This is a genomic window from Type-F symbiont of Plautia stali (assembly GCF_059731105.1).
Map to the genome: position 1 here is coordinate 1,880,927 of NZ_AP035909.1, position 17,660 is coordinate 1,898,586.

Here is a 17,660-nt window from a genome sequence, read left to right on the forward strand (position 1 = left end):
AGGCGTTTCGCCGCCTGGCATCCTGCATAGCCTGCTTCACGTCGCCCGCCCGCACAGGCCGGCGACGTGCAAGAGTGAGGATAAACATGAACACTGATTCAGCTTTTCTGTCGTTTCATGGCATCAGTAAAACCTTTCCTGGCGTGAAAGCGCTGCAGGATATCTCCTTCGACTGCCGGGGCGGTGAAGTCCATGCGCTGATGGGCGAGAACGGCGCAGGCAAATCGACGCTGTTAAAAATACTCAGCGGCAGTTATCAGCCGAGCGGCGGTGAGATTCGGATCAAAGGCCAGCCGATGAACTTTCAGCGCACTACCGATGCGCTGGATGCGGGCGTGGCCATTATTTACCAGGAGCTCCATCTGGTGCCGGAAATGAGCGTGGCGGAGAACATCTATCTCGGTCAGATCCCGCACAAACATGGGCTGGTCAACCGCCGGCTGATGCGTTATGAAGCCGGCCTGCAACTGAAAAACCTCGGCATGGATATCGACCCCGATATGCCGCTGAAATATCTGTCGCTGGGACAGTGGCAGATGGTGGAGATTGCCAAAGCGCTGGCGCGCAACGCGCGCATTATCGCCTTTGATGAGCCGACCAGTTCACTGTCGGCGCGTGAAATCGACAACCTGTTCCGCGTCATCCGCCAGCTCCGCCAGGAGGGCCGGGTGGTGCTCTATGTATCGCATCGCATGGAGGAAATTTTTGCCCTCAGCGACGCCATCACCGTCTTCAAAGATGGCCGGTATGTGCGCACCTTTACGGATATGGCCAATACCCATCACGACGATCTGGTGCAGGCGATGGTGGGCCGTAACCTTGGCGATATCTATGGCTATGCGCCACGGCCTGTGGGGGCGGTGCGGCTGGAGCTGGATCGGGTCGAAGCGAAGGGCGTGCGGACACCGATTTCACTGAAAGTCCATGCCGGGGAAATTGTCGGGCTGTTTGGTCTGGTCGGCGCGGGACGCAGCGAACTGCTGAAAGGCTTGTTTGGCGGCACCCGTCTGCGCGGGGGTCAGGTGATCCTGGATGGCAAACCGCTGCCGCTGCGCGAGCCGATCGACGCCATCCGGGCGGGGATCATGCTCTGTCCGGAAGATCGCAAAGCCGAAGGCATCATCCCGGTGCACTCGGTGCGTGACAACATCAACATCAGCGCCCGTCGCCACAACCTGACCGCCGGGTGCCTGATTAAAAATGGCTGGGAAAGCAAAAACGCCGACAGCCATATCCGCTCACTCAACATTAAAACGCCCAGCGCCGATCAGCTGATCATGAACCTTTCCGGCGGGAACCAGCAGAAGGCGATCCTGGGGCGCTGGCTCTCCGAGGAGATGAAAGTGATCCTGCTCGATGAGCCGACGCGCGGTATCGATGTCGGCGCCAAGCATGAAATCTACAACCTGATTTATCAGCTGGCGAACCGGGGCATTGCGGTGCTGTTCGCCTCCAGTGACCTGCCGGAGGTGATGGGCCTGGCCGACCGGATTGTGGTGATGCGCGAAGGTGCTATCGCCGGTGAACTGCTGCACGACGACGCCACGGAGCAGCAGACGCTGAGCCTGGCCATGCCCAAAACCACTCAAGCGGCCGCCGTGGCCTGACAGGAGATCATCATGGCTTCATCCACGACCTCAAATACGCCGCAGCCTGCATCACGCGGCGGCCTGCAGTTAGGTCGCATCTGGGACAACTTCGGCATGCTGGTGGTATTTGCACTGCTGTTTATTGTCTGTGCGATTTTTGTGCCGAACTTCGGCTCGTTTATCAATATGAAAGGCCTGGGCCTGGCGATGTCGATGTCGGGCATGGTCGCCTGCGGCATGCTCTTCTGCCTGGCTTCCGGCGATTTTGATCTCTCGGTCGCCTCGGTGATCGCCTGCGCAGGTGTGGTTACCGCAGTAGTGATCAACATGACCGAAAGCCTGTGGATTGGCGTTGCCGCCGGTCTGGTGCTCGGCATGATCACCGGCTTTATCAACGGTTTTGTGATTGCCCGTCTTAAAATCAATGCGCTGATCACCACGCTGGCCACCATGCAGATCGTGCGCGGTCTGGCCTACATCTTCTCTGACGGCAAGGCGGTCGGCATTGAAGATGAGCGCTTCTTTGAACTGGGCTTTGCGAACTGGTTTGGCGTGCCGGCCCCGATCTGGCTGACCCTGGCCACGATGCTGATCTTCGGCTTCCTGCTCAACAAAACCACCTTTGGTCGCAACACCCTGGCGATCGGTGGCAATGAAGAGGCGGCGCGGCTGGCGGGTGTGCCGGTAGTGCGGACCCGCATCATCATCTTTGTTCTCTCCGGCCTGGTGTCGGCGGCGGCGGGCATCATCCTGGCGTCGCGTATGACCAGCGGCCAGCCCATGACCTCCATCGGCTATGAGCTGGTGGTGATCTCCGCCTGTGTTCTGGGTGGCGTATCGCTGAAGGGCGGCATCGGGAAAATCTCCTACGTGGTGGCGGGCGTCCTGATCCTGGGCACCGTTGAGAATGCGATGAATTTACTGAATATCTCGCCATTCTCACAGTATGTGGTGCGCGGTCTGATACTGTTAGCTGCGGTGATATTCGACCGTTACAAACAGAAAAAAGCCTGATTGCGCGAGCCGTTGGCCCGCAGACGCTGACGCCGCTGCGGGCTATCTGAACAATAACAGACTGAGTGAGGACGCTATGTATCACCGCGAATTACCGGCCGGGCAGCAAAACCCCCTGTTGCCCGGCTATTCATTCAATGCCTGGCTGGTGGCAGGGCTGACGCCCATCACCGCAGAAGGACCGCTCGACTTCTTTATCGATCGCCCGCACGGCATGAAAGGTTACATTCTGAATCTCACCATTAAAGGAAAAGGGCGGGTGTTTGATGGCGAGCGGGCCTTTGACTGCGAGCCCGGCGAAATGCTGCTGTTTCAGCCTAAGACCGCCCACTATTATGGCCGCGCGCCGGACAGCCCGCAGTGGTTCCATCGCTGGGTTTACTTCCGTCCTCGCGCCTACTGGCACGACTGGCTGCGCTGGCAGGATGAGCAGGAGGGCGTCGGCCGCCTGCTGCTGCCGGAATCGCTGCGCGGTGAGTTCGACCGCCTGTTTGCCAGTATCGAACAGACACATAACTCCGGCCGCCGCTTTGCTGAAGAGCTGGCGATGAACCTGCTGGAACGGCTGCTGCTGCGTGCGGTAGAAGAAGATCCGCGCAGCCATCAGTTAATCCGCGATCCGCGCGTCATTGAAGCCTGCCAGTATGTCACCAACCATCTCGCCAGCGAGGTCAGGATAGAGGAGGTGGCGCGCCACGTCTGTCTGTCACCGTCGCGGCTGGCGCACCTGTTCCGCGAGCAGATGGGCGTTAACCTGCTGCGCTGGCGTGAAGATCAGCGGGTCATCCGTGCAAAACTGCTGCTGCAGACCACCCAAGAGCCAATCGCTTCGGTCGGCCGTGAAGTGGGCTACGACGACCAGCTTTACTTCTCCCGGGTATTCCGCAAGCGGGTCGGCGTCAGTCCCAGCGATTTCCGCCGTCGCAATCAGGATGCACACGACAGCCTGGCCGCCCAGACCGCCTGGCCGCTGGCCCGAAGTGCTATCTCTTAGTTTTTTCGGGGAATTCCGCCTTGTTCTCACCTGGTTAATGGTCTTAAATCAATCAGGTTAGCGACAACGAGGAACCAAAATGAGCGATAAATTACGTGTTGGTCTGATCGGCTACGGCTTTGCCAGTAAAACGTTTCACGCCCCGCTGATCGCGGGAACGCCGGACGTTGAGCTGGCCGCCATCTCCAGTAGCGACGCCAGCAAAGTCCACGCCGACTGGCCCGCCGTTCAGGTCGTGTCCGATCCTCAGGCGCTGCTGGACGACCCGACCCTGCAGTTAATTGTGATTCCCACCCCGAACGACACGCATTTTCCACTGGCGAAAGCGGCGCTGAATGCCGGTAAGCATGTCGTCGTCGATAAGCCCTTTACCGTGACGTTGTCACAGGCGCGTGAGCTGGATGCGCTGGCGAAAGCCAAAGGGCTGCTGCTCTCCGTGTTCCACAACCGCCGCTGGGACAGCGACTTTCTGACGCTGAAATCCCTGCTTGAGGCAGGCACGCTGGGCGAGGTGCGCTACTTCGAGTCACACTTTGACCGCTTCCGTCTGGAAGTGCGCAACCGCTGGCGCGAAATGAAAGGCGCAGGCAGCGGCATCTGGTATGACCTGGGGCCGCACCTGCTGGATCAGGCGCTGCAGCTGTTTGGTCCGCCGGTCGCCATCAACGTTGACCTGGCGGAGATGCGTCCGGGCGCGCAGACCACAGACTACTTCCACGCCACGCTGACCTATCCGCAGCGTCGGGTGGTGTTACACGCCAGCATGCTGGTGGCAGCGGAATCCGCCCGCTATACCGTTCACGGCACGCAAGGCAGTTACATCAAATATGGTCTGGACCCGCAGGAAGATCGTCTGAAGTCGGGGAACTTCCCGCCACAGGAGGATTGGGGCTACGACATGCGCGATGGCACCCTGACGCTGGTTAAGGGCGATGCTCTGACGGAAACCACCCAGCTGACTCAGCCGGGAAATTATCCGGCCTATTATGCGGGCATCCGGGATGCAATCGCCGGACGCGGAAACAATCCGGTCACCGCGGAAGAGGCGATTCAGGTGATGGAGTTGATCGAACTGGGTCTGCAATCCGCCGAGAAGCGCCAGACGATGTCGCTGAAGCGCGTCTGATCCGCAGCGTGTGACGCAGCACTGAAAACGGGCCGGATTTCCGGCCCGTTTTGTTAGCGGGTGCAACTGTAAGATCGAGACAGCGCAGGGAACAGGGGCAGATCGGAAAGTCGCAAAAGCCGCCATCCCTGGCTCGCTCGGCCCGCGCCGTCCTGGCGCGGGACGCTTTCCTCCTCTGACCCTGTTTCCTGCGCGTTAAGCCTGTACGTGTTTGTCATATTTTCCGGGAGTGGAGGGATGGCAGCAAAATAACGGGCCGGATTTCCGCCCGTTATTTATGGCTCACAGGTAGATTACTGCACGCGGGCGCGGATAGCCGCTTTCTCTGCTTCGCTGAGGAACGCAATCGTCAGACCGTTTTCCTGCGCCTGACGGATCTGTGCGGCGCTCAGTCCCGCTGCCGGGGCGGCATGATGATACTCGTGGGCGAGCTCGATCCCCTGAACCGCCGGGTCATCGGTGTTGATGGTCGCCAGAATGCCATGCTCCAGGAACGTCTTCAGCGGATGCTGTGCCAGTGACGACACGGTGCTGGTCTGAATATTGGAGGTCAGGCAGGATTCAATGCCGATATGATGCTCCGCGAGGAAATCCATCAGCGCGCGATCTTCAATGGCTTTCACGCCGTGGCCGATACGCTCCGCGCCCAGCTCTCGAATCGCCTGCCAGATGCTCTCCGGGCCGGCCGCTTCACCGGCATGCACCGTGACGCGGAAACCGGCGTCGCGCGCCTGATTAAAGTGGCTCAGAAACTCACTGCCCGGGAAGCCCAGCTCATCACCCGCCAGATCGACCGCCGTGATGTGATCGCGATGGGCCAGCAGACCATCCAGTTCACTCAGGCAGGCCTCTTCGCCAAAAGTGCGGCTCATGATGCCAATCAGGCGCACATCAACATCATGCTGCTGACGGCCTGCACGCACGCCGTCGATCACCGCTTCAACCACGCCGGCAATCGGCAGATTGTGGGTCATCGCCATATAGCCTGGCGAGAAGCGCAGTTCCGCATAATGAATGCCCGCACGGGCTGCATCTTCCACATTCTCCTGCGCAATCCGGCGGCAGGCATCCAGGTCGCCCAGCACTTTCACGCCCCAGTCGAGCTTTTGCAGAAAGCTCACCAGATCGGGTTCATTCTCGCCAACCTGCACATGCGGGCGCAGGGTCTCCAGCGTTGAGGCGGGCAGGGCAAGGTTAAACTGGCGGCCTAAATCGAGAATGGTTTGTGCACGAATGTTGCCATCAAGGTGGCGATGAATGTCAGTCAGAGGAATTTTAGAATCGATCATGGCGCACTCGCTGAGTTGTCGGTGAAGTGCAGAGCATTATAAAAATATCTTGCGCAACCACGCCAGTTATTTGCGCAACAGCGGCGCCGGATGCTGCTTAATTACGCACTACCGGCGTTAAACAGGGGGGCCGCGGCCTTCAGGCATAAAAAAGGCGACCCGAAGGTCGCCTCAGAGGGGCTCAGAAAATTACTGGGGCATCCCTTCGCTGGTTGGCATGCCCAGCATATAGCGGGAGAGGAACTGTTCCAGCGTCATCTTATCGCCGTTCATGTTCACCTGGCCGTTAGCGTACTGCAGGCTGGTCACGATATTGTTATCCTGCTGCTGCGTAAGACGGAACATCTGCCCCATGGCTGCCAGACCTTTCACCTGCTGATCGGCCAGCTTCTGCGCGTCATCCGCCTGATAACCTTCGGCCAGACCGACTTTATGCATGGTTTCGGTCGCCATTGGCATATTGATGGTCAGCTTGCTGTCCAGGGTTTTCAGCACCCGATCCACCATCGCGCTGAGACTCTGCGCTTCGCCGGTCACGGTCGACGGATCGTTGAAATTCGCCGTCAGGTTAAAGGTGCTCTCGCCTTTATCATTTTTCCAGCTCAGTGGCGCGATGCTGACAGAAGGCGAGCCCTTCAGCAGCAGGGGCAGATTGCTCATCAGAATCTGATGGACGCCCGCCTGATAACGCATCGGGTCCTCGGTAATCCCCGGCTGATTCAGCAACGTCTGCATCTGCGCATTGTAACTATCGGAGAAGGCTTTCACCGCCTGCGCATCAAACTGTGACAGCTTCATCTTCAGCGCCGCCTGACCAAAGTCCTGCTTCTGAAGCTGCACGCTTTCCACTTTATAGTCGATATTGCCGCCAATCTTGCCGTTGCTGTTATCGAAAGAGGAGCTGCCTTTCATCCTGTGAAGCGTCAGAGCGTCCTGACCGTTGATGCTGGCATTGACCTTCTCAATATCCACCGCCTGGTCACCAATCCGTACGCCTTCCGGGCTGAGATGCGTATTCCCGCTCAGTTTCAGTCCATTGACGGTAAACAGAACCGGCTGGCCCATCTCATTTTTCGTGGTCAGTGCCAGGCTATCGACGTCACTGTCCAGCGAGACTTTATCGCCTTTGTTGTCCGCGCTGACATTAAAGGTTCCGCCATTGGTCGCCAGACGCTCACCGGTTTGTGCATTCTGATAATCCACGGGCAGTATGCGCAGCGCCGTATCGGTGGCACCGCTGTAGCCAATGCGGGTGTCTGCATTAATCAGCGACTTATTGCCGGTCAGCTCAAACAGCTTCTTCACCGCATCGGTGTTAGCCAGTTCGGTATGCACCGACGCCATGCTTGGGATCAGGTTGAAATGCTTAAGCTGAGCGAACGGGAAGGGGCCATGGTCGATGGTTTCATTCAGGATAACGCTCTGACCCGGCTTCAGCAGGGGATTATCTTCCGTCTGCGAGTCAGCCTGCACCACCAGGTTTACTTTGCTGCTGAACACGCCGCGCTGGTAATCCTGATAGCTGATCTTCAGTCGGCTGTTTGGGGCATAAGCATTCAGCTGAGCATTGGCATTCTGTACCAGCTCATCCCTGTGACTTTCGATTTGCTTGCCGGTGAACCATGCCGCGCCTGTCCAGATCACGCCCAGTGCGATGATGACACCTACGGCAACATTGGTCTTTTTCATTGCTGATTCGTCCTTATCCTTGAGTCCGCTTATGCCGCAGGTTAACCCCGACGACCGAAGAAAAACGCCCGCAGGCGTTTAGCGCTAATAGATTGAAATAATAGCAGTTAACCGCGATGCCGTCAGCCGCTTCACCCTAACTCGTTAAATACCCGTGCCAGCCGGCCTGTTCCGGCGACCGTAACCGGCGATTCGCTGGCCGCAATAAAGCATGATTCGCCCGGCTTCAGGGTCAGCTGCTGCGCCTCGCTGGCGATCACGGCCTGACCTTCAATACAGAACAGCACCGCGGCGCTCTGCTGCGCCAGCGGCTGCGGTTCTGTACACAGGGTATGAATGGCAAAGGCAAAATCTTCCACCGGGATTGGGAAGCGCAGCGCGTTACCCTGCTGCACCGGCTGGGTCAGTAGCGCGCTGGCAGGCTTCTCCTCAAATTTCAGGTTCGCCATCAGCTCAGCAATATCAATATATTTCGGGGTCAACCCGGCGCGTAAAACGTTATCCGAGTTCGCCATCACCTCCAGCGCCACGCCGTTAAGATAGGCATGCGGAGTTTCAGCATAGAGGAACATCGCTTCGCCCGGCTGCAGGGTAATCACATTCAGCAGCAGCGGGGAAAACAGTCCGCTGTCGTCCGGATATTCCGCCGCGATAACGCGGATGGTCTGCCAGGGCTCACCCTGTTGAGCGTCAAGTGCGGATTTCAGCACGCCCAGCGCCAGCGATTTGGCGTCCCCCTCCAGAGAGAGCAGCGTCCGGAAGAGGGTGGCCAGCGTCTCCCTGTCGGGATGCTGCAGGAAGTGGGCAATCTGCGGATGTGCGCCCGCCACCGGCTCCAGCAGGGAAACCATCTCCGTCATCGGACGAAAACCGTTCATCGCCTGAAACGGGGTCAGCGCATAGACCAGCTCCGGCTTATGGTTAGCATCTTTGTAATTGCGCTCGGCGGCCGTCAGTGGAATACCCGCCGTATTCTCACGGGCGAAGCCCGCTTCCGCGGCGTGTTTGCTGGGATGAACCTGAATGGAGAGCGGCTGGTCGGCGCACAGCACCTTGAACAGGAAGGGTAACTCACCAAAACGCTGTGCCACCGCCTCGCCCAGCATGGCGTCAGGCGCAGCATCAATCACGTCGCGCAGCGAACGTTCGCGGCCCTGATCCATGACGGCAGAGGGGCTTTTAGGGTGTGCACCCATCCAGAGTTCCGCCATCGGCAGACCTTCAGGATTCGCGATACCGTAGAGCGCCGTCAGCGCCGTTTTACTGCCCCACGCGTAATTCTGCAGCGAGTTGTTCATTTTTTGCATCGTTTAACCCTTTCTCACGCGAAATGATTGCCGGTATTAAAGCAGAAACCGCCGGTAAAAATACATATCCAGCGCAAAAGGACGCTAAGCTCTGATAATGTTAAATTATTGTGTATTACTATCCTGAACGCCCTGGTGCCAGATGCGAAGCGCGGCCGGGCGGTCATTTTTAAAACCAAAGCTAAGGAGACGTATTCATGGCAGCCAACCGCATTGAGAAAGATTCAATGGGTCCCATCGACGTACCGGCAGACAAACTGTGGGGCGCGCAGACGCAGCGCTCGCTGGAACACTTTCGCATTTCAACAGAAAAGATGCCGACGGCACTGGTTCATGCTCTGGCGCTGACCAAGCGCGCCGCGGCAAGCGTTAACCGGGATCTGGGGCTGCTGCCTGCTGACCGCGCGGACGCGATTGTCAGCGCGGCAGATGAGGTGCTGGCTGACAAACATGCCGAGGAGTTCCCGCTGGCAATCTGGCAGACCGGGTCCGGCACCCAGACCAATATGAACATGAATGAAGTGCTGGCGAACCGCGCCAGTGAGATCCTCGGCGGGGAGCGGGGGATGTCGCGCCTGGTCCATCCCAATGATGATGTGAACAAGAGCCAGAGCTCCAACGACGTTTTCCCGACCGCCATGCACGTTGCCGCCGTGATCGCCCTGCGTGAACAGCTGATCCCGCAGATCCACGTGCTGAAAGCTACCCTGAGCCAGAAGTCCGATGCCTTCAAAGATATCGTTAAGATTGGCCGTACCCATCTGCAGGATGCCACGCCGCTGACCCTGGGGCAGGAGATCTCGGGCTGGGTAGCGATGCTGGAGCACAACCTGAAGCATATCGAGCAGAGCATTCCGCACGTGGCAGAACTGGCGCTGGGCGGAACCGCCGTCGGCACTGGCCTCAACACGCACCCGGAATATGCGGTGCGCGTGGCGAAGGCGCTGGCCGAACTGACGCAGCAGCCGTTTGTTACGGCCCCTAACAAGTTTGAGGCACTGGCCACCTGTGATGCGCTGGTGCATGCGCACGGCGCGCTGAAAGGTCTGGCCGCGTCCCTGATGAAAATCGCCAACGACGTTCGCTGGCTCTCATCCGGCCCGCGCTGCGGCATCGGTGAAATCGCTATTCCGGAAAATGAACCTGGCAGCTCAATTATGCCGGGCAAAGTGAACCCGACGCAGTGCGAAGCGATGACCATGCTCTGCTGTCAGGTGATGGGGAATGACGTCGCGATCAACATGGGCGGCGCATCCGGTAACTTCGAGCTGAACGTTTTCCGTCCGATGGTTATCCATAACTTCCTGCAGTCGATTCGCCTGCTGGCGGATGGCATGGACAGCTTCAACCATCACTGTGCGATCGGCATTGAACCGGTGCGCGAGCGAATCGATCAGCTGCTTAACGAGTCACTGATGCTGGTGACCGCGCTCAATACCCATATCGGGTATGACAAAGCGGCCGAAATTGCCAAAAAGGCGCATAAAGAGGGGCTGACCCTGAAAGGCTCAGCGCTGAAGCTCGGCTATCTCACCGAAGAGGAGTTTGACGCCTGGGTGCGGCCGGAAGAGATGGTTGGCAGCATGAAGTCGTAACGTGATGCGCGATGAGGCCGGTTCGTTCCGGCCTCTCTGTTAAACCGGGCAGTCAACCCAGAGGTGCAGCCGGGGGATCAGCAGATTGAGCGGCTCAGCGGCCGGTTTATGACGATAGGTAATGTTATCGGCGTCATAGTTGAGCAACTCGCCCAGTACCGGAACCTGACTGCGATCGCGGCAGATCACCAGAATCGGTGACGGGCAGGCCAGCTGAGTCTGCTTTTTCTCCTCTGCGCGCCAGACGCGCGCCACGGGCTGGACTTTAACCGGACGCTTGATCTTCAGGCGGGCTGAAGCGGGCAGGGCGCGCACGCTGGCCAGCTCCTCCTGCACTTTCTCCGCCCACTGTTCGCGCGACCACGGGGCCTGCGCGCGTCCCGCCTTCAGGCTTTTTTCCAGCTGGGCAATGACCTCTTCGCGCTTAAGATTTTTGATGATGTGTTTGTTGGCCCAGCCAAACCGCAGACTGTCCGGGGCGCTGAGCAGGGTGATGGTGCGATAGGCATTCAGGGTAATCAGCCCGCGCAGATGCTGGTGAACGAACTCGAATCGCGCCTCACTCGGCAGGCCGGACTCCACCGTAATCAGCTGCTCCAGCCGGGCTTTCAGCTGGTTAATGAGATCGACCAGCGCGCCAATCTCCGCTTCCCGTTCTGCATCGCATTCAATGCAGAGGGCACCGGGCAGACGCACGGCGGCCTTGGTACTCAGTTGCTCTGACTGATGCTGCATAAAGAGGCGGCAGTAGTGGTCGAGCGCCATCTTCCGCGCGCTGTCGCCCAGATGCTGCTCAACGGCAATGCGGGTTATCGCGTCATGCTCGCGACCTTTCACCACCGGCGGCAGGCTGAAAACGCGGGCGATCAGCAGCGGCTGCGCTTCGAGCTGCTCCCGCAGTTCACCCAGCGCCTGCTCCAGGTCGTTAACACATTGATGCATATCAGCCACTAAGTCGTAGCGCGTCATGATGGGCCTCCATAGTTACAACGTCCACAATGTGGCAGAAGCCAGCGGCAGTTGCAAGTGTTTATAGTTACAACATACTTTAAATCTGCTATACAAAAACGTGCGAACTGCCGGTCATTAGGTCAGAAGTGCGTGATGCATGCAGGCTGCCTGCGGAACATGATATAAAACGGTTTGCCTGCTAACGAAGAGAGTCGATGTGAATCAGAACATTAAACCGGGCATCGCCGCCATTTTTACCCTGGGCTGTGTGCAGATCCTTTCCTGGGGAGGCTCGTTCTACCTGATGGCGGTGATGGCAAATCCCATCGCGGCTGAGACAGGCTGGTCCCAGCAGTGGATTTACGGTGCGCTGTCGCTCGGGATTCTGGTGTCGGGCCTGCTGTCACCGCTGGCAGGCAGAATCATAGCCCGTACCGGTGGCCGTCGCCTGCTGGCACTCAGTGGGCTGGTGATGGCGGTGGGGCTGGTCCTCATGGCGCTCAGCCACGCGTTGCCACTGTTTCTGTTTGCCTGGGTCATTATCGGCGTGGGTATGGCGATGGGCCTGTATGATGCGCTGTTTGCCACGCTGGGCACCTGCTATGGCGGTCAGGCTCGGGCTGCCATCACCGGGATCACGCTGATTTCCGGTTTCTGCACCACGCTGGCCTGGCCGGGAACGGCTCTGCTTATCCACGGTTTTGGCTGGCGTGACGCCTCGCTGATCGTTGCTGCGCTGATGGTGGCGTGCGTGCTGCCTGCTTATCTGTTTGCCTTGCCTGCCGGTCATCTCACCCGGTCATTAAAAAAGCGTCCGGCGCAGCCGGCTACGGCAGAGATCGCGCCAGCGCTGTTCTGGCTGCTCTGCGCCATTTTTACTCTGGCTTCAGTGATCATGACCGCCGTTTCCGTGCAGCTTATTACGCTGTTGCAGGCGAGTGGTCACACGCTGGCTTCGGCGCTGGCGATCAGCGCCGTGATCGGCCCGTGTCAGGTGGGCTCCCGTATTGTCGATATCGCTTTTAAACGCAGCCATCCTATCCGTACCGCCTTTTTTTCTGTCGGGCTGGTGGCGCTGGGCCTGCTGTTGCTGGCATTAATGCCGCAGATGGCGCTGCTGAGTATGGTGCTTTATGGCGCAGGAAATGGCTTACGTGCCATCGTGCGTGGAACTTTACCGCTGGCGATGGTCAAACCAGAGTCTTACGCCATCGTGATGGGTAAAATGGCGCGCCCGGCATTGATGGGGCAGGCACTGACGCCGCTGATTGGCGGATATGTCTTTGAAAGCATGGGCGCAACGGCGACGCTGTGGTTGCTTTGCGGCCTGGCAATCTTTAACGTGGTACTGGTGATAGCGCTGAAGCAGCAATTACCGGCGGCATCGACTCGTTCTGCGTGAAGGCGTGCGGCTCCAGATTCTGCCGGAACAGGGCAGTGAACAGGCTAAGCAGCTTGTGCTATCGGGCCTCTGCCTTTGGTGAATACGTGCCTTGTGACTGCCGGTTTGCTTCAAAAAAGCAACAGTGTTTGTTATATTTATTGCTCATTGATTGTTCATTTATGCGGCAATAAAACAAGAAGATGCACCGCAACTCAGGATAAATAAATGCTTGATTACCGCTTCCCGACAGCTTTGCAAATGGTTCTGAGCGTAGCGATGGCGGAGCAAATGGGAAAACGCTCTACCAGCGCGATTCTGGCCTACGGGCTGGAAGCGAATCCCAGTTTCATACGAAAATTGATGGTCCCGCTGACCCGGGATGGCATTATCGTCTCCACGCTGGGCCGTACTGGCTCGATTCATCTGGGCCGTCCGGCTGCGGAGATTACCCTCAAGGATATCTATGTCTCCGTCATTGAGGATAAAAAAATCTGGGCTGCGCGTCCCGACGTCGCTCCGCGCTGTCTGGTCAGTGCTAACCTCTGCTGGTACTTTAAATCGATAGCCGATGAAGCCGAGCAGGCGTCACTGGATGTGCTGGCAAAACGCACCGTTGCCGATGCGCTGAATGAGCTGAAAAAGCGCGATACCAGCAACTGCACCGCCGTGCCGGAACCCGAGCCCGAAGAGATTGACGATCTCTGCAAAAAAAGCCGCTGATGAGCGGCTTTTTTTATGGCTGTTTAATAGACATTGCTAAGCTATTTTCATCAGATTTGTCACTCAGACATTTGTCTCCGTTATTCTCATCTTGACCTCTTGATTCAACGTAATAGAATGACTTCACGATATGAAGTCGCGGAGATCAGGATGAACGCCGCCGTCAGGAAATTACGGAAGAAACAGCGTGAAACACTGGAGCAGATTTTTCAAACGCCACCGCCGTCCGGCTTAAAATGGCAGGCAGTTGAGTCACTCATCAGGGCGCTGGATGGCGAGATTAAAGAGGGTAGTGGTTCACGGGTTCGCTTTTTGCTCAACGGAAAAATAGCGCGTTTTCATCGCCCACACCCCTCGCCAGACACGGATAAAGGCGCAGTTGTGAATCTGCGCGAATGGCTGGAAAGTATCGGAGTCGATCCCTATGAATAATCGTTCAAATTCATCAATCACTGTCGCCGGGCAACCTGCCGTCATCACCTATGTCCCTGAAATCAATATGTTCCGTGGACGCTTTACTGGCCTGTCAGGCTACTGTGACTTTGTCTCAGACAGTGTGCAGGGTCTGCACAAAGAGGGTGAGATATCGCTGCGCGAATACCTGGAAGATTGCGCTGCCTCCGGCATTAATCCCTATGCGGAGCAGGAAAAAATTAAGACCTTCACGCTGCGCTACCCTGAATCGCTCGGCGTAAGGCTGTCGCAGGCTGCGGCCCAAAATGAAACCTCGCTGAATGCCTTTATCATTGAAGCGCTCAACGAAAAATTAAAGCAGCGTTAACCGGCATGCTGCCAGTCTCAGACAAAAAAAGGGGCCATCATCCGATCGCCCCTTTTAACATTGAGGGTTTACGCCGTCACGGTTTCGGCATCTCCTGACCGGCGCGTCACCAGCTTACGCAGTGCGACGTAGAACACCGGCGTCAGGAACAGGCCGAACAGCGTCACGCCGAGCATCCCGGAGAAGACGGTAATACCGGTCACGCCGCGCACCTCTGCGCCCGCGCCTTCACCCAGAATCAGCGGCACCGTACCGGCGATAAAGGCGATGGAGGTCATCACAATCGGACGCAGACGCAGACGACAGGCTTCCAGCGCCGCCTCTACAATGCCTTTGCCCTGAATCTCCAGCTCGCGCGCAAACTCGACAATCAGTATCGCGTTCTTACAGGCCAGCCCCATCAGCACCACCAGTCCGACCTGAACAAACACGTTGTTATCTCCACCGGTCAGCCAGACGCCAAACAGGGCAGAGAGCAGCGTCATCGGCACAATCAGAATCACCGCCAGCGGCAGCGTCCAGCTCTCATACAGCGCGGCCAGCACCAGGAAGGCCAGCAGTACCGCCATCGGGAAGACAATCAGTGCGGTATTGCCCTGCGTTGACTGCTGATAACTCAGGTCGGTCCACTCGATGTTCATGCCGTTAGGTAACAGCTGACCGGACATCGTTTCCAGCTGACGCATCGCCTGCGCTGAAGAGAGCACGCGCGGATCGGCATCGCCAATCAGATCGGCCGCCGGGTAGCCGTTGTAGCGGATCACCGGATCGGGGCCGTAGGTGGTGGTGATGTTGACCATGCTGCCAATCGGCACCATCTCTCCGCGGTCATTGCGGGTGCGCAGGTTAGCGATATCCTCGACGCTGTCGCGGAATTCGCCGTCGGCCTGCGCCATCACCCGCCAGGTGCGGCCAAAGCGGTTAAAGTCATTCACGTAGGAGGAGCCGAGATAGGTCTGCAGCGTGCTGAACAGCGCCGTCAGTGACACCCCCTGCGCTTTGGCTTTATCCCGATCCACCTGCACATCCAGCTGAGGCACATTGGCCTGATAGGAGGAGATAGGGAAATGCATCCCCGGCGTCTGCATGATGCTGCCCGACAGCGTATTAATCGCCGTCTGCAACGCACCGTAACCCAGACCCGCGCGGTCCTGCACATAGAGCGAATAGCCTGAGCCCTGACCCAGCCCCAGAATCGGCGGTGGCATAATCGAGAAGCCAAAGCCCTGCTGGATTTGGGCAATCTTCGCATTGATCTCCGCGTTAATCTCCGCCGCGGTGTGCTTACGCTCGCTGAACGGTTTCAGGCCGAAGAACACCGTGCCGCTGTTAGGCGTATTGGTGAACTGCAGGGCATTCAGGCCGGGGAACGCCACCGCATAGGCGACGCCTTCGGTCTGCATGCCGATTTCGCTCATCTTACGGATCACTTCATCGGTGCGCGCCAGCGAGGAGCCTTCCGGCATCTTCACGCCACCAATCAGGTAGAGCTTATCCTGAGTCGGAATAAAGCCGCCCGGCACGGTGTGGAACATAAATCCGGCACCGGCCAGCAGCAGCAGGTAAACCGCGAACACCGCGCCACGCCGACGCAGCGTCCGGCCTACCAGCGACTCATAGCCATGTGCGCTGCGCTGGAAGAAGCGGTTGAAGGGCCGGAACAGCCAGCCAAACAGCGCATCAATAATCCGCGTGAGCCGGTCTTTCGGCGCGTGGTGATCTTTCAGCAGCATCGCCGCCAGCGCCGGAGAGAGCGTCAGCGAGTTAATGGCGGAGATGACCGTGGAGATCGCGATGGTGGTAGCGAACTGCTTATAGAACTGCCCGGTCACGCCGGAGAGGAACGCCATCGGCACAAATACGGCACAGAGCACCAGCGCAATGGCGATAATCGGGCCGGAGACCTCACGCATCGCCTGATGGGCTGCCGCGCGCGGCGACAGGCCCATCTCGATGTTACGCTCAACGTTCTCCACCACCACAATGGCGTCATCCACCACGATCCCGATCGCCAGCACCAGCCCGAACAGGCTCAGGGTATTGAGCGAGAAGCCGAGCAGATAGAGCACGCTGAATGTTCCGACCACCGACACCGGCACCGCCAGCAGGGGAATGATGGAGGCGCGCCAGGTCTGCAGGAACAGAATGACGACCAGCACCACCAGGATCACCGCTTCCAGCAGGGTCTGCACCACCGCTTTGATCGAGTCACGAACAAACACCGTCGGATCGTAAGGAGCCGCCCATTTCACATCATTGGGGAAACGGGTTGCCAGCTCATCCATTTTGGCGCGCACCGCATTGGAGAGATCGATAGCGTTGGCACCCGGAGCCTGGAAGATACCGATACCGACCGCATCTTTGTTGTTCAGCTGTGAGCGCAGGGCGTAACTGCCGGACCCCATCTCAATACGCGCCACATCACGCAGGCGCACCAGCGAACCATCTTCTGAGGTTTTCAGGATAATGTCGCCAAACTGCTGTTCGCTCTCCAGCCGTCCCTGCGTGTTGATCGACAGCAGAAAATCGCTCTGCTTTTTCAACGGCTCGGCGCCGAGCTGACCGGCAGAAACCTGCACGTTCTGCTCCTGCATCGCGGTCACTACGTCTGAGGCGGTTAAGCCACGCGCCGCCACCTTGTTCGGGTCCAGCCAGACGCGCATCGCATATTCGCCCGCGCCAAAAATCTGGATCTGACCGACGCCCGGCAGACGCGCCAGCTCATCTTTCACCTTCAGGGTGGCGTAGTTACGCAGGTAGAGTGAATCGTAGGTATTGTTGGGTGAGAACATGTGGACGACCAGCGTCAGGGTCGGCGACATCTTCTGGGTGGTGACACCCAGACGACGCACATCTTCCGGCAGACGCGCTTCAGCCTGCGCGACGCGGTTCTGCACCTGAACCTGCGCCTGATCGGGATCGGTGCCGGGACGGAAGGTGACGGTCGTCACCAGCACGCCGTCAGAACCGGCCACAGATTTCATGTACATCATGTTTTCGACGCCGTTGATCGCCTCTTCCAGCGGCGTCGCCACGGAATCTGCAATCACTTTCGGGTTAGCGCCGGGATACTCGGCGCGCACCTGCACGCTGGGTGGCACCACGTCGGGATATTCGCTGATCGGCAGCAGCGGGATAGCAATCACCCCGGTCACGAAGATCAGGATTGACAGCACCGCCGCAAAAATAGGCCGGTCGATAAAAAAGCGGGAAAAGTCCAT

At 58.2% G+C, this 17,660-nt stretch carries 14 protein-coding genes; 9 read left to right on the forward strand and 5 right to left on the reverse strand.

Features of this window, described 5'->3' with window-relative positions:
- The first annotated feature begins 86 nt into the window (after window positions 1-86).
- The 4 genes from araG to AC6I7A_RS08910 all read left to right on the forward strand — a co-directional run bounded on the left by araG (window position 87) and on the right by AC6I7A_RS08910 (window position 4,723).
- On the forward strand, window positions 87-1,607 hold the full coding sequence (gene araG / locus AC6I7A_RS08895; RefSeq protein ID WP_058958391.1) for an L-arabinose ABC transporter ATP-binding protein AraG: 1,521 nt from the start codon (window positions 87-89) through the stop codon (window positions 1,605-1,607).
- Between the two features lie 12 nt (window positions 1,608-1,619).
- A complete protein-coding gene (araH, locus tag AC6I7A_RS08900; RefSeq protein WP_009090322.1) occupies window positions 1,620-2,603 on the forward strand; it encodes an L-arabinose ABC transporter permease AraH in 984 nt (327 codons plus the stop codon).
- 76 nt (window positions 2,604-2,679) lie between these two features.
- Entirely contained in the window at window positions 2,680-3,597 is a 918-nt protein-coding gene (gene araC / locus AC6I7A_RS08905; protein ID WP_009090320.1) for an arabinose operon transcriptional regulator AraC, read from the forward strand.
- A gap of 79 nt (window positions 3,598-3,676) precedes the next feature.
- The gene (locus AC6I7A_RS08910; protein WP_058958390.1) at window positions 3,677-4,723 is read left to right on the forward strand and encodes an oxidoreductase; all 1,047 of its coding nucleotides are present in this window, start codon (window positions 3,677-3,679) and stop codon (window positions 4,721-4,723) included.
- 293 nt (window positions 4,724-5,016) lie between these two features.
- Here AC6I7A_RS08910 and add read toward each other — a convergent pair whose 3' ends face one another.
- The 3 genes from add to manA all read right to left on the reverse strand — a co-directional run bounded on the left by add (window position 5,017) and on the right by manA (window position 9,008).
- The gene (gene add, locus AC6I7A_RS08915) at window positions 5,017-6,012 is read right to left on the reverse strand and encodes an adenosine deaminase (protein WP_046101778.1); all 996 of its coding nucleotides are present in this window, start codon (window positions 6,010-6,012) and stop codon (window positions 5,017-5,019) included.
- Between the two features lie 189 nt (window positions 6,013-6,201).
- On the reverse strand, window positions 6,202-7,701 hold the full coding sequence (locus tag AC6I7A_RS08920; RefSeq protein ID WP_058958389.1) for a YdgA family protein: 1,500 nt from the start codon (window positions 7,699-7,701) through the stop codon (window positions 6,202-6,204).
- 131 nt (window positions 7,702-7,832) lie between these two features.
- On the reverse strand, window positions 7,833-9,008 hold the full coding sequence (gene manA, locus AC6I7A_RS08925; RefSeq protein WP_058958388.1) for a mannose-6-phosphate isomerase: 1,176 nt from the start codon (window positions 9,006-9,008) through the stop codon (window positions 7,833-7,835).
- A gap of 197 nt (window positions 9,009-9,205) precedes the next feature.
- Here manA and fumC point away from each other — a divergent pair, with 197 nt between their 5' ends.
- The gene (fumC, locus tag AC6I7A_RS08930; protein ID WP_058958387.1) at window positions 9,206-10,603 is read left to right on the forward strand and encodes a class II fumarate hydratase; all 1,398 of its coding nucleotides are present in this window, start codon (window positions 9,206-9,208) and stop codon (window positions 10,601-10,603) included.
- Window positions 10,604-10,642: 39 nt separating this feature from the next.
- On the opposite strand, the gene tus is transcribed toward fumC, so the two are convergent.
- Window positions 10,643-11,572, reverse strand: a complete 930-nt coding sequence (gene tus, locus AC6I7A_RS08935) for a DNA replication terminus site-binding protein (protein WP_058958386.1) — start codon at window positions 11,570-11,572, stop codon at window positions 10,643-10,645.
- Window positions 11,573-11,771: 199 nt separating this feature from the next.
- On the opposite strand from tus, the gene AC6I7A_RS08940 reads away from it, so the two are divergent.
- The 4 genes from AC6I7A_RS08940 (at window position 11,772) to AC6I7A_RS08955 (ending at window position 14,439) form a co-directional block, all read left to right on the forward strand.
- The gene (locus AC6I7A_RS08940; protein ID WP_058958385.1) at window positions 11,772-12,956 is read left to right on the forward strand and encodes an MFS transporter; all 1,185 of its coding nucleotides are present in this window, start codon (window positions 11,772-11,774) and stop codon (window positions 12,954-12,956) included.
- A 207-nt stretch (window positions 12,957-13,163) separates the two neighbouring features.
- Window positions 13,164-13,658 (forward strand): RrF2 family transcriptional regulator, encoded by a 495-nt coding sequence (locus AC6I7A_RS08945; protein WP_046101782.1) that lies wholly within the window; start codon window positions 13,164-13,166, stop codon window positions 13,656-13,658.
- Window positions 13,659-13,808: 150 nt separating this feature from the next.
- A complete protein-coding gene (locus tag AC6I7A_RS08950) occupies window positions 13,809-14,090 on the forward strand; it encodes a type II toxin-antitoxin system HicA family toxin (RefSeq protein ID WP_009090306.1) in 282 nt (93 codons plus the stop codon).
- Window positions 14,083-14,439, forward strand: a complete 357-nt coding sequence (locus AC6I7A_RS08955; RefSeq protein WP_009090304.1) for a type II toxin-antitoxin system HicB family antitoxin — start codon at window positions 14,083-14,085, stop codon at window positions 14,437-14,439. Before AC6I7A_RS08950 ends, AC6I7A_RS08955 begins: the two co-directional genes overlap by 8 nt.
- A gap of 68 nt (window positions 14,440-14,507) precedes the next feature.
- Here AC6I7A_RS08955 and oqxB read toward each other — a convergent pair whose 3' ends face one another.
- On the reverse strand, window positions 14,508-17,660 hold the full coding sequence (oqxB, locus tag AC6I7A_RS08960) for a multidrug efflux RND transporter permease subunit OqxB (protein WP_046101785.1): 3,153 nt from the start codon (window positions 17,658-17,660) through the stop codon (window positions 14,508-14,510).

Bases quoted from the DNA above. Each gene is read 5' to 3' on its own strand.
- araG (WP_058958391.1), top strand. From the start codon at position 87: ATGAACACTGATTCAGCTTTTCTGTCGTTTCATGGCATCAGTAAAACC.
- araH (WP_009090322.1), top strand. From the start codon at position 1,620: ATGGCTTCATCCACGACCTCAAATACGCCGCAGCCTGCATCACGCGGC.
- araC (WP_009090320.1), top strand. From the start codon at position 2,680: ATGTATCACCGCGAATTACCGGCCGGGCAGCAAAACCCCCTGTTGCCC.
- AC6I7A_RS08910 (WP_058958390.1), top strand. From the start codon at position 3,677: ATGAGCGATAAATTACGTGTTGGTCTGATCGGCTACGGCTTTGCCAGT.
- add (WP_046101778.1), bottom strand. From the start codon at position 6,012: ATGATCGATTCTAAAATTCCTCTGACTGACATTCATCGCCACCTTGAT.
- AC6I7A_RS08920 (WP_058958389.1), bottom strand. From the start codon at position 7,701: ATGAAAAAGACCAATGTTGCCGTAGGTGTCATCATCGCACTGGGCGTG.
- manA (WP_058958388.1), bottom strand. From the start codon at position 9,008: ATGCAAAAAATGAACAACTCGCTGCAGAATTACGCGTGGGGCAGTAAA.
- fumC (WP_058958387.1), top strand. From the start codon at position 9,206: ATGGCAGCCAACCGCATTGAGAAAGATTCAATGGGTCCCATCGACGTA.
- tus (WP_058958386.1), bottom strand. From the start codon at position 11,572: ATGACGCGCTACGACTTAGTGGCTGATATGCATCAATGTGTTAACGAC.
- AC6I7A_RS08945 (WP_046101782.1), top strand. From the start codon at position 13,164: ATGCTTGATTACCGCTTCCCGACAGCTTTGCAAATGGTTCTGAGCGTA.
- AC6I7A_RS08950 (WP_009090306.1), top strand. From the start codon at position 13,809: ATGAACGCCGCCGTCAGGAAATTACGGAAGAAACAGCGTGAAACACTG.
- AC6I7A_RS08955 (WP_009090304.1), top strand. From the start codon at position 14,083: ATGAATAATCGTTCAAATTCATCAATCACTGTCGCCGGGCAACCTGCC.
- oqxB (WP_046101785.1), bottom strand. From the start codon at position 17,660: ATGGACTTTTCCCGCTTTTTTATCGACCGGCCTATTTTTGCGGCGGTG.